The following is an 11,775-nucleotide window of genomic DNA, read 5'->3' as shown; positions in this document are numbered from 1 at the left end:
CTATTTCCTCTTCCTGCAACGATATATAAATAATCCATACATAATTAACTCAACAACCGTTATAAAAATTAAGCAGCTCACAAAATCTTTATTAACTATTTTAGGCATCACTGCAACTGTTATCGTTAAGCCTATAACACTAGCACTTATAAATTTTAAAGCGTATGTTTTAAATTTATATACATTTGCTCCTTCAATAAACGAGATTTGATAACGTCGCATATTGTTATCTAAATCAATTTCAAATAGAAAGATTGTAGCTGCAATATACGCGAATAAAGCAATAACAAACTGCATAAATGATTGAATACTTAAACCTAGATAACCTTGGAAAACAGCCGAGTAATTGCTAGCCATCGAATCGATACTAAACCCTGGTGTATAACCATGAGCTTTGAATATATAGTCTATATATTCTTGTACTGGTATAGTCTCGTTATCATAATAGAATACACTTGTATTCAATTGCCCTCTAAATTGTTTTTCAACTGGCATATATACAATAGGTAAATTATCAATCTCATCTTTAAATAAAAGTGTCCTTGTATCGTAACTTTTTAGATTTTTTTCATATTCAACGTAATTAAACACCGGATCTTTAGTAGTATTTTTTAAGATGTCTTTCCTTAATAAATCTAAATCATAACTATTATCTGGTTTAGTGAAAATATACACTTGATTCTCATCAAATTTTTCATCCGCTAAGCCAACCAAACGCAAATACGATACATCAGCAGAGTAGAAATAATTGATATTATTTGGATCAAAGTTTTCAAAGTCAAAATACGCTGCTTTAGATAATTCGAATCGATTATTATTATGTTCTAAGTCCTTACTTAAAGAAATATAATTATCACTTCCTCTTGCCAAGTGGTAATTCGAGTTAATATGCGCTCCAAAATTATAATAATTTTCTAACTCTTGCACCACTTTATCATATCGAAGATTCATTTTAATAAAATCTACTGCTGGCATGAATTTATTACTAATGATAGGACTTATAAGAATCACTATTACTATTTTTAGTATAAATGCACACTTTTGTATCTTAGGTAATTCATTTTTTCCTTTAATTGAACTTACTTTCGGAACATATGCAATAATGAGATAAACAATTAATGACAGCAATATTTGAAGAACCAAAAGAAGTAAAAACTGCTGACTATATAAACCTGACATCACTTTAAAAGTTAATCCACTTTGGAAGCAATATAAAATCAACAGCAGCGATAAAGAAAAACACATACAATTAACTAAAATAAATGGTTTTAGGAACAACTTTACATAAATTTTTAAATTTGAATATCCCTCAATCTTGTATATTGAGATTGTTTTTTGTAGTGAAAATAGCTTTGAGCACATAATTAACATGATAATAGAAACACATAATGTTTTAATAATCAAAAGATCATCCACAGCTACTTTTGACATTGATTCAGTAAATGTTCTTGCGTTGTGAATAATTATTCCCGGATATAATTGATCCATATCACTTATAAAATTACTAAAGTTTTCTTCAATATCTCCTGATAGATTAGCCATTGAATAACCTGCAGTATTATCAGTTGAGTTGAGCAAGCTATCAATTTCATAAACAGTTGGTGAAAATAAACTTACTAACTTTGTTTCTGGATTTTCGCTGATTGTGCTATATCGTTGATTCGATTTACTATCTAAAGTTCCCTTTTTAAGTAAGAAAACATCTTGAGCATACAGATCGTTACTAGATAAATACATAGTTTCTTTTCTTACTTCTTCATCATCTGCGATTGTATACTGCACCATCACCAAGTTGTTTTTTATAGCACAATCATCAAGATTTTTGTGAAACTCACGATAATCAACATTTGCAATTGATTCATTCTCCGCAATATCTACCATCATTACATATTGTCCATTATTTATGTAGTTATGCATGTAATTGAAATTATAATCAACCTCTGCATTGAAATGCGGAATCATGAAAAGAAAAGACATTATTGTTACGACTATTGAAGATAATATAATATGCTTTTTCATAATATTCCTTCCCCTGTAGTAATCTAAACAGCAAAGTATAGAGTAGTTAGACAAAATAGCTACTCTATACTTTAAAACAAATTTGTTTTCTCAGACTCTATTCTACCCAGTAATCATAAGTACCATAATCACTCAACAAACTGTGACTATGCCCATTGTATAATCTCCCACTTTTTTCATAATATGCACCTTTTGGTGCTAACGGACCACAATATATTTCACCACTTGTGTATTTTGTATGTCCAACGCATGGCCCATAATAATTATAATCAATTTTATTGGTTACACCTGTCCAATATGTTTGGATTTCTGGTTGATCCCAATAAATATAATCCACATTTTTATCACTTATAGATCCTTGTTTTGCAAATGTTGGTATTGTAATTGCTACAAACCCAATTAATACGATTGCTAATATTTTTTTCATTTTCTTTTCTCCTTTTAAGTTATTTAAGTATTCTATTCCCACCAAATTAATTCTAAATCACCATTATCAATTTTATCTATTAGCTCGTAGTATTTCTTACTATTTACTTCATCTAACACCGAATCAATTACTGGGATATTAATTGCAAAATAATCATTTTGACTATTCAATGAATACTCTTTATTAGCTTGTACTACACTATCTTCAAAATCATTCGGATAAATTGCCCAACCACTAAATAGATTCGAACATGTATCCGATTTACATCCTTCAGGTTGATAAACTACGCTTAATTCAATATACTCACTTTCACCCTCACCAATTGTTTTTGCACCAATAAGTTTTAATGGACTAGGTAAAGTAATATTAACAGATAACTTAAATTGATTATCATATAAAGAGTAATGTCTTTTTCCATTCTCATCATAATAAGATATATTCTTATCTACTTGAACTAGTTTATTATCTACCGAACTATTTTCTTTTTCATCTTCATCTGGTATGTTTGTAGGTTTTATTGTTGGATCAACTGCAGGTGTAGATATCACATTAGGTGATTCGCTTGGCACTACTATTGAATTATCGGTTCTTGGACTGCATCCAAATAACATACTGATTATAACTAAAACTGTAAGTCCCACTTTAACTTTTTTCATGTTTATCATTGAAATGTATATATCCTTGTGATATACCAATTAACCATATAATCCTCTAATGTTGCATAATCATTTTTACCTTCCGGGTCATAAATAAAATGTAAAAACGAATTACTTCCATACTGCTCGAAGCCATATACAAGAACAAAATGACTACCACTACCATCTACTTTTTTCATTCCTACCATGACTGGTTTAAGACTTTTTAATCCGCCTCTAATAATTTTTTTTGCCGGTTCTTCATATTGTGGTGATGCTGCTAAAATATTAGCACGCATACTATATTTTCCAGCAGAATAATTCGCATCAAATGTACACGCTTTTGTTCCGAGAGTAGAATTCACATTCAATGGGTTAACATTAAATCTTCCATTATATGTTAAAGCCATTGTAAACGATGTGAGCGCACAGCCTGCTGTTCCTATAGTATCTGAAGTACATCCACCTAACCTAGTATTTGCCCACCTTGAATCGCGTTGATTATACTTAACTATTTGATTAACAGCCCACGCTTGATCAATAACACCCGAACGCAAATAGCCTTTTTGTATAATTGGAAATTCCGCTTTATCTATATATTCATCAACTAATTCATAATTAACTGAAGAAGATATAATATCATTCATTGTTGGATCATATCCCCATACTTGTTGATCACTTTCATCATTCAATGGTGGATCTTGAGCAAAAACATTATCAAATCCAATCAAATTACAGCAAAGCAACAAACCAATAATCGTTATCACTACTTTCATTTTATTAAAGGTTTTATACTTAGAAAGTGACTGACTAATTTTAGGTTGATGCATACCACAAGCCGAAACACAATTAATCGATTTAATACCCTTAATATAAAGTCTTTTTAAAATAAAACTATTTAACTTTTTCATTTTCATTTTTTTTGCGTATTTAGTTTTGAATATAATGCTAAGTAAGAAATCTGTTGACAGTAATTAATATGATTATACATAACATTTCTTCACATATTAAAATAAATTATTTAATTTATTTGCTTATGAATATTCAAAATGACTAAATAAAACGCTAATTGACAGTTATAGTCTTTCCTTTCTTTTGTATCTACAAGTACTTGTTATCTACATTATTACGAATCGAAAGTGCAAAAACAACCAGTTTGGGATATCTGGCTGTTTTCGCGTGATATTTGGTTAAATAAGTGGTATCAATATTGAACAAACAAGGATATCTCCCTCAATATTAAATGAAATATGACCTTTGTTTTTTTCAGCAATTTCAATCATCGATTTAACACCATATCCATGTCCGATACCTTTACTTGAAAACTTAAATTTTTCAAAATCAAAATCCTTATTAATTGTATTTGATATTTTATATAGCGCAAACTCATTTTTTTGTTGGATTGTTACATCAATTTGTCTTAACCCCTTTGAATGCTCAATTGCATTCTCTATAGCATTACCTATCAAAATCATATAATCATTATCGCTAATATTAACTTCTCTACCTAAATTCACAGTATATTTTAAGTCGTAATTTTTAGCAGTTGATTCATCTACAGCCTTATTAATAAGGAAATCTAGGACCGGCGAATCAAAATTACCATACACATTTATCTCGTTTATTTCTTGTAAATATAATTCTATTGAATATTTCGCATCATTTATGTCTTTTGTATTTAACTTGTTTTTAACATTGATTAACACATGTTTTAAATTGTGTTTTAATTTGGCTGTATTATCACACATTTTTTTCATTTCATAATAACGTTTTTCCTCAAAGTTGATCATCTGCAAATTTAATAGTTTTGTTTTTTCTTCATCTTCTTGCCTTAATTTAACAAAGAAATTAAACACTATTCCTAACATAAAAATTGTTATGATTATAGCAATCAATACAATTTCAATTTGCTTGATTTCATTTGAATATATTAATTCTTCAATAAAAATAAACATTATTTGAACAAGTATGATTAAACTCATTAAGTAAATCATTTCACTGTTAGTAATAAATTTATCATATCTTTTTCTAAATTTAATAGTTATAATTAAGCATACTATTAGCAACACCTTTGATGTTAAAATTATATATACAAATGAATCTGCACTTGCTAATGCTTCATAGTTGATTGTATTAAACATAATAAAACTCAATACAATTGTTAATAAATCATTTATAACACTTATTAAAACATATGGATAAATTGAAACAAATATTTTTTCAACAAGAGAATTCTTACAATAAATTAGACAAAATATAAAATCTATAGTAATGAAAACAAATTTAAAAAGACCTTCAAACCCAAAAAACATATTAGAAAACGTCATTAAAAAACTTCCAACTAAAATAAATACAGGTAATATTAAGGGTTTATATTTATCATTAAGACTTGAATATTTTGCAATAAAACAAAATATTATGGTTTGCTCAAAAATATTTATCACTATATCAAACAAAGACATATTTTATCACCTCATTAAGAAATTAGCATATTCGTCTCGTACCATTTTGATTTTTCTTCTACTAATTTGTAGCTCTTGTTTATTTTTCAATATAACTAAATTATTATCCATTCTTTCAATATTTCCTAAGTTTACATAGAATGACTCATGTATAAGAGAAAATGTCTTGTTATCAATTTCTTTAATTAAGTTTTTCATTGATTTTCGTATAGAATATGTTTTATTTTCTACAACGATATACATATTATTTTTATAAACCTCAAAGTAATAAATATCTTGATATTTCACCACTACAGTATTTCCATTTTCACTAAATCTAAATACTTGATTATTTTTTTCAAATAATGCACAGTATTTTTCTATCGCTAACTTCAAATCATTTGCCAGCTTATCCTTTCTAACAAAATAAAGAGATTCAACAATAAATGTATCAAAAACTAAATCTTCTCTTCTTGAAACAAAAATAATTCCCGAGTTTTTGCTAGTTTCATTAATTTTATTTGCGATTTCTATACCATTTACTTGTGGCATGTCAATATCTAGTAAGTATAAATCAAATAATTGTCGATTTTCCAAGATGCTTCGATCATTGAATTCTTCAATATTAAAAACAATATCACTGAATTTATAATTTTTAAATTCATTAGTAATATTATGTAAATCTATTATATTATCATCAACAACCGCTACCTTAATTTCCATATTAGTCCTCTACATAATTAACACTATGTTTCAAAAAAAACATTAATAACGAATCAAAAATAATTACTACATAAATTATTACACTAATTTTACTATGTAGTATCAACAAAATCAAACCTAGACTTGTATAAAAACCTAATATTACCAATGATATTTTGCGGTATTTATGCCTTTCAATTATTGATAATTGGTTATTAACATGTTGAATAGGGGTTTCCTTAACTATATATAGAACAGAAACAATAAATACAAGCAAAATACCAATATATATATTATCAATTGCAACATAAATCAAAATAAAAATTAAAAAAAAGAGAATATATAGTAACATACACTTAGCATAAGTTTCTGCATGATATCCACCTGTATACTTTCTTATAAATGCAAATAAAATCATATATATAATCGATTCAAAAGGAAATCCAAAAAATGATGCTAATATTAAGACAATTAGATTAGTTACACTTTCGTGTATAGTCAACTCAATTGCGTGTAAATAAAGATTTTTATCTTCTTCAATATTATCTAGTTTATTTAAATATTCAAATATTTTCTTAGAAAGATTATGATATATCTCATCCATTAAATTCACCTCACTTTAATTATCGATACTTTATAAAATAGTTAAAGGTTTTTGTGATATTCGGTCAAAATCTGTGATATTTGGTCATTGGAAACTCATTTGCATAAAAAAGATAGCACATTTGAAATGCACTATCTTAATTAATTTTTATATCTAAATTTGCATTAATACAATCTCTTTTATATTCAATGTTTTTTGAACATCAATTATTCTTTGGTTTTTAGAACCTTTAAACTTCAAATCTAATGATTTTTGATTTATATCAAATTTGCCATCTACTAAGATATCGATATAGTTTAGAAATTCATTGATTGAACTATCATTTTTCTCAAGTAGTGTTTCTAATGTATATCCTGTGTAACACCAAATATTTAGTCCTATGCTCTTAGCATATTTTGCTAATAGAGCACATGATTTTGCTTGTTCCATCGGTTCTCCGCCAGAGAAAGTTATTCCAGTATGATAGTCAACTTTATTTATTTCTATGATAATTTGATCAATATCATAGATTATTCCAGCATTATAGTCATGAGACTCTGGATTATGACAACCCACACATGCATGAGGACATCCTTGAGTCCAAATAACAATACGCAATCCTGATCCATCAACGATACTATCAGTTTGTAATGGTGCTGCTAATCTAATTTTTCCCATGTTTAACACGATCTCTAACTTCAGATAATTTGGCATTATTGAAGCGATCAAGTGTTCCTACTAAGTATCCTGTAATACGACGTATTCTTTCAAATGGAATTTCATCTTCATGACGATGACACATTGGACATTCATCATTGATGATACCATTATATCCACAAACTGGATCTCTATCCAATGGATGATTTATTGCACCATATCCTATATTTGCTTCTCTCATAATACGAACTATTTTTTCAAATGCTTCAAGATTATTTGCCATATCACCATCTACTTCAACATATGAAATATGACCACCATTTGTATACTCATGATAAGGTGCTTCAAGTTCTAATTTACGTTTTATATTAATTGGATAATATACTGGTATATGGAAAGAATTAGTATAGTATTCTCTTTCCGTTACATTAGGAATTGGACCAAATACTTCATTATCTATTTTAATGAATCTTCCAGATAAACCTTCTGCAGGAGTAGCAATTAATGAGAAGTTAAGTCCTGTGTCTTTACTAAATTGATCACATAACTCTCTCATCATTTTAACAATCTTAAGACCTAATTCTTGCGATTCTTCACTTTCACCATGGTGCTTACCAGTTAAAGCTACTAAACACTCCGCAAGACCGATAAAGCCTATTGTTAATGTTCCTTGTTTAAGCACTTCGCTAACTGAATCTTCCATACCTAGATTCTCTGAACCTTTCCAGTTACCTTGTGCCATTAAGAATGGAAAGTTTTTAACTTTCTTTTGTCCTTGTACTGCTAATCTTTCTAATAATTGATCTCTAACAAGTTCCATTTTTTCATTTAACTCATTAAAAAATCCGTCCATATCGTTTTTACCTAAGCCATGTTTAATACCTAGTCTTGGTAAATTAATAGATGTAAAACTTAAGTTACCTCTACCAACAACTACCTCATCATTAGGACATGCTGTATTTCCAATTACACGAGTTCTACAGCCCATATAAGCTATTTCTGTTTCTGGTTGTCCTTCTTGATAATACTGTTTGTTAAATGGTGCATCAATAAAGGCAAAATTAGGGAACATTCGTTTTGATGAACAACGTATTGCTAGTTTAAACAAATCATAGTTTATATCTTCTGGATTATAATTAACTCCCTCTTTTACTTTAAAAATTAAAATTGGGAAAATAGGTGTTTCATGATTTCCTAAACCACTTTCCATAGCTAGTAATAAATTACGAGTAACCATACGTCCTGTTTCACTTACACATGTACCAAAATTAATTGAACTAAAAGGTACTTGTGCTCCTGCACGAGAATGCATTGTATTCAAGTTATGAATTAATCCTTCCATAGCTTGATATGTTTCTTTTTCAGTTTTAGCCAATACTTTTTCAAATATTTGCTCAGCATTTTCTACTGCCTTTAAATCTTCTACCTCATCTATCTTTTGATTAATCTTATCCAATTCTTCATTACTATATTTACTAGTAAAGTCCTGATAATCAATCAATACTTGATGATATATTTTTTTAAACGAACATAATACTCCCTTTGATAAGTAATAATCAAATAAAGGTATAGCTTGTCCTCCATGTTGATCATTTTGGTTTGATTGTATTGCGATTGCTGTTAACGATGCATATGACCCTATACTTTTAGGAGCTCTTAAAAAACCATGTCCTGTATTAAACCCTTTTTCAAATAAATGATCTAGATTAATTTGTAAACATGTAGTTGTCCCCATTGGATAGAAATCCATATCATGAATATGAATATCCCCAAAATCATGTGCATCACCAAAACGTTTATCTAAACAATAAGAAGTAGTATAAGCCTTAGATAAAGTACTTCCATACTTTAACATTAGACCCATCGCAGTATCCCCATTGATATTGGCATTTTCTCTTTTTTCATCAACTTCACTCGCTTCTTTTATTCCAAAGTTTTCAAGTGTCTTCATTAATTTATGTTCTCTTGATGAGAAACATTCACGTGCTAGTGTTCTTTTTTGTCTATATTGTTTAAATCTTTTGTATTCAGCTACAAAGTGATTTTCAACATATGATTCTTCTACTATATCTTGTATTCTTTCAATTTCAATTTTGTTAACATTTAATTCTTTTATTTTGTCCATAACACTTGAACATATTTTTTCTATATCTTGATTTATATCTTCTCTATTTATAAAAGCTTTCTCAATCGCCTTTTCTATTTTCTCGCGATTAAATTTTACAACACGACCATCTCTTTTAATTACTTCAATATTTTCCATTATTCTGCTCCCTTTTCTTTTATAAAGAGAAACCTAGTTTGCATGACAGTATTTCGACTTAAGTTCATCCTACTTTTCACCTTCCCATAGAAAAAACTACAGTGGCATTTTGAATTTCGTCCCCTTCACGGCTGCTAGGTCAGTTCTAGATTTTCACTAGATTCCTGTCTCTTTTGCGTTTAATTTATTAGTTGAAATCAGCTGTCAAATTAAAAGTGAAATTATCTCCATCTTTAATTACTGTTTCATCGATACCCATACACATTCCTTGTGCTTTACATGATTCATTATTATCTGATTCATATAACCACCAAGGTCCTGCTTCTTGTGATCCTTGTGATACATCACATAGCGCTACAATATAACGACCATATGCACTTTCTTCTGTAACCATCTTAATATCTTTTGCTTCTACTAGAGCATCACCCAATGTTTCCGCATCCGTATGGATCGTTCCTTTATATAACTCTTTGTTATCTTGTGTTGAATCCATAACTACGATATTAATCGCTTTAGCACCTTCTACTGGTGTTTGTTTTGGAGCTAATTGATTAAACCCAAAAATTGCTAATGCAGCGATAGCGATTATACCTATCGCAATATAAATCTTCTTTTTCATGCGTATTCTCCCTCAATTTTATTTAATACTTTAAGACATGGTTCAAAAATCAATAAACACATCGTCGCACTTAAACACCCTTGTATTATTGAAGTTTTCAATCCTAATAAAATATAAAAGATTGTAACTTCCTTAGAAAATAAGATAAATGGTAAATCTAATAATTGTCCTGTAGCAAATGATAACAATCCACATACAAAGACCATGTATCCTAAGTTCTTCAATAATAATGGTTTAAGAGTTGAAACAATTAAGCTATATAGTGGATATATAACGACATACATCATGGACCATATAGTTATTCCCTGTATCAACATATTTACCATCCCAAAGATAAATGACGCTAATACGGCTTCATTCTTTTTAAACGAACAAGCAAACAAACAAACTGTAAACGTGATTCCTTCTAAGTACAATATTTGTGAAAATATCGTAAAGATTGCACTTTGGATACTTGCCATTATCGCAATCTTTGTCAATGTTTTAACAGTCATAACTTTTCGAAACAAATTTAATTTCATTTATTTGTTCGTTTTTATTTTCAACCAATGCCATATAAAAGAATATATTTGAAAGCATATTGAAGAAATCATGAAGGATTTGTCTTTTTTCTCTATTAGGTTCTTGATCAATTTTATGAATAAGTCGAATAATTGATTTTGTTTTACTACGCAAACAATGTAGGTGACATGCTCCTAAACATCCTTCTGGTATAACAAAATATTTAAGATCACCAACCATCTCTACATATTCATCATAGAGCCTTGAAAGATATCGAATATCCTCATCCGTTATCGCTACTTTAGCACGCATTGAACCATTCGCATGATAAATAAGTTCTACCAACTTACTCAAATCTGAATGTTTTACATAATGCATTGCTAAACCTGTTTGTGATGCTAATTCATCAGTAGCAATTTCATAATCACATAGAGATGAACTCTCATACAAAAACGAATACGCACAAGCACGTTTATCCATCATATTTCCCCCTTCCAAATAAAAACTCATTCTTCTAAAATGAGCGATTTGAAGGTATATAAACATTGTCATGTTTAAACCGTCGACATCTTTCACCCAGAAGATTCGTAACACAACAATAGGCAGGTCTACCGGCTTAGTATCATCCTCGATTTTCCCTTCCCATGCAATAAAGCACAGTGGTTAATTGAAAATCTTGTCCACATCACGGTTGCTGGGGCAGCTAGAGATTTACTCTATTCCCTATTAAGTTATAACATTTCACCTAATTGTTAGTGTCATTATAGCACAGTTTTTTCAGTTGATAAGAGGTAATGCTCAAGTTATTTTTTGCACAACCTAAAAAGCCTTTTATATAGGCAAATGTAAATTTTTTACATAATTTTTGATCATATATTTTCAAAAATAATCATAATAAAACACACGCTAGACCGCATGTGTTTTATGC

The 11,775-nt window shown here is 29.1% G+C and carries 12 protein-coding genes and 2 riboswitches; all 12 genes read right to left on the bottom strand.

Annotated elements, in window-relative coordinates; genetic code table 11:
* Positions 1-2,019 carry a hypothetical protein gene (locus RR430_RS00570; protein WP_332486341.1) on the bottom strand — a complete coding sequence of 673 codons (2,019 nt, stop codon included), beginning with the start codon at positions 2,017-2,019 and terminating at the stop codon, positions 1-3.
* 97 nt (positions 2,020-2,116) lie between these two features.
* A complete protein-coding gene (locus tag RR430_RS00565; RefSeq protein WP_332486342.1) occupies positions 2,117-2,446 on the bottom strand; it encodes a hypothetical protein in 330 nt (109 codons plus the stop codon).
* A 32-nt stretch (positions 2,447-2,478) separates the two neighbouring features.
* Positions 2,479-3,111 carry a hypothetical protein gene (locus RR430_RS00560; RefSeq protein WP_332486343.1) on the bottom strand — a complete coding sequence of 211 codons (633 nt, stop codon included), beginning with the start codon at positions 3,109-3,111 and terminating at the stop codon, positions 2,479-2,481.
* Positions 3,108-3,998 (bottom strand): C39 family peptidase, encoded by an 891-nt coding sequence (locus RR430_RS00555; protein WP_332486344.1) that lies wholly within the window; start codon positions 3,996-3,998, stop codon positions 3,108-3,110. Before RR430_RS00555 ends, RR430_RS00560 begins: the two co-directional genes overlap by 4 nt.
* 273 nt (positions 3,999-4,271) lie before the next feature.
* Positions 4,272-5,408, bottom strand: coding sequence for a GHKL domain-containing protein (locus RR430_RS00550; RefSeq protein WP_332508537.1), 1,137 nt, complete (start codon positions 5,406-5,408; stop codon positions 4,272-4,274).
* Positions 5,409-5,549: 141 nt separating this feature from the next.
* Positions 5,550-6,245, bottom strand: coding sequence for a LytR/AlgR family response regulator transcription factor (locus RR430_RS00545; protein WP_332486347.1), 696 nt, complete (start codon positions 6,243-6,245; stop codon positions 5,550-5,552).
* Between the two features lies 1 nt (position 6,246).
* Positions 6,247-6,828 (bottom strand): accessory gene regulator B family protein, encoded by a 582-nt coding sequence (locus RR430_RS00540; RefSeq protein ID WP_332486349.1) that lies wholly within the window; start codon positions 6,826-6,828, stop codon positions 6,247-6,249.
* A 153-nt stretch (positions 6,829-6,981) separates the two neighbouring features.
* Positions 6,982-7,485, bottom strand: coding sequence for an anaerobic ribonucleoside-triphosphate reductase activating protein (gene nrdG / locus RR430_RS00535; RefSeq protein ID WP_332486351.1), 504 nt, complete (start codon positions 7,483-7,485; stop codon positions 6,982-6,984).
* Positions 7,472-9,727, bottom strand: coding sequence for an anaerobic ribonucleoside triphosphate reductase (locus tag RR430_RS00530; RefSeq protein ID WP_332486353.1), 2,256 nt, complete (start codon positions 9,725-9,727; stop codon positions 7,472-7,474). The genes nrdG and RR430_RS00530 overlap by 14 nt, the downstream gene beginning before the upstream one ends.
* A gap of 26 nt (positions 9,728-9,753) precedes the next feature.
* Positions 9,754-9,948: riboswitch (cobalamin riboswitch) on the bottom strand.
* Complete coding sequence (locus tag RR430_RS00525) at positions 9,915-10,346, bottom strand: hypothetical protein (RefSeq protein ID WP_332486355.1); 432 nt, start codon at positions 10,344-10,346, stop codon at positions 9,915-9,917. It overlaps the preceding riboswitch by 34 nt.
* Positions 10,343-10,840: a cytochrome B gene (locus RR430_RS00520; RefSeq protein WP_332508536.1), complete on the bottom strand. Its 498-nt coding sequence runs from the start codon at positions 10,838-10,840 to the stop codon at positions 10,343-10,345. The genes RR430_RS00525 and RR430_RS00520 overlap by 4 nt, the downstream gene beginning before the upstream one ends.
* Positions 10,830-11,327 (bottom strand): ATP:cob(I)alamin adenosyltransferase, encoded by a 498-nt coding sequence (locus tag RR430_RS00515; RefSeq protein ID WP_332486359.1) that lies wholly within the window; start codon positions 11,325-11,327, stop codon positions 10,830-10,832. The genes RR430_RS00520 and RR430_RS00515 overlap by 11 nt, the downstream gene beginning before the upstream one ends.
* Before the next feature lie 104 nt (positions 11,328-11,431).
* A riboswitch (cobalamin riboswitch) is annotated at positions 11,432-11,611 on the bottom strand.
* Positions 11,612-11,775: the final 164 nt, after the last annotated feature.

It is taken from the genome of Anaerorhabdus sp., from assembly GCF_036641015.1.
In the GTDB taxonomy this organism is placed as follows: Bacteria; Bacillota_I; Bacilli_A; order Erysipelotrichales; family Erysipelotrichaceae; genus Anaerorhabdus.
This window is presented reverse-complemented; position numbering and strand designations above follow the sequence as displayed.

Bases quoted from the DNA above. Each gene is read 5' to 3' on its own strand.
- RR430_RS00570 (WP_332486341.1), bottom strand. From the start codon at position 2,019: ATGAAAAAGCATATTATATTATCTTCAATAGTCGTAACAATAATGTCT.
- RR430_RS00565 (WP_332486342.1), bottom strand. From the start codon at position 2,446: ATGAAAAAAATATTAGCAATCGTATTAATTGGGTTTGTAGCAATTACA.
- RR430_RS00560 (WP_332486343.1), bottom strand. From the start codon at position 3,111: ATGATAAACATGAAAAAAGTTAAAGTGGGACTTACAGTTTTAGTTATA.
- RR430_RS00555 (WP_332486344.1), bottom strand. From the start codon at position 3,998: ATGAAAATGAAAAAGTTAAATAGTTTTATTTTAAAAAGACTTTATATT.
- RR430_RS00550 (WP_332508537.1), bottom strand. From the start codon at position 5,408: ATGACGTTTTCTAATATGTTTTTTGGGTTTGAAGGTCTTTTTAAATTT.
- RR430_RS00545 (WP_332486347.1), bottom strand. From the start codon at position 6,245: ATGGAAATTAAGGTAGCGGTTGTTGATGATAATATAATAGATTTACAT.
- RR430_RS00540 (WP_332486349.1), bottom strand. From the start codon at position 6,828: ATGGATGAGATATATCATAATCTTTCTAAGAAAATATTTGAATATTTA.
- nrdG (WP_332486351.1), bottom strand. From the start codon at position 7,485: ATGGGAAAAATTAGATTAGCAGCACCATTACAAACTGATAGTATCGTT.
- RR430_RS00530 (WP_332486353.1), bottom strand. From the start codon at position 9,727: ATGGAAAATATTGAAGTAATTAAAAGAGATGGTCGTGTTGTAAAATTT.
- RR430_RS00525 (WP_332486355.1), bottom strand. From the start codon at position 10,346: ATGAAAAAGAAGATTTATATTGCGATAGGTATAATCGCTATCGCTGCA.
- RR430_RS00520 (WP_332508536.1), bottom strand. From the start codon at position 10,840: ATGACTGTTAAAACATTGACAAAGATTGCGATAATGGCAAGTATCCAA.
- RR430_RS00515 (WP_332486359.1), bottom strand. From the start codon at position 11,327: ATGGATAAACGTGCTTGTGCGTATTCGTTTTTGTATGAGAGTTCATCT.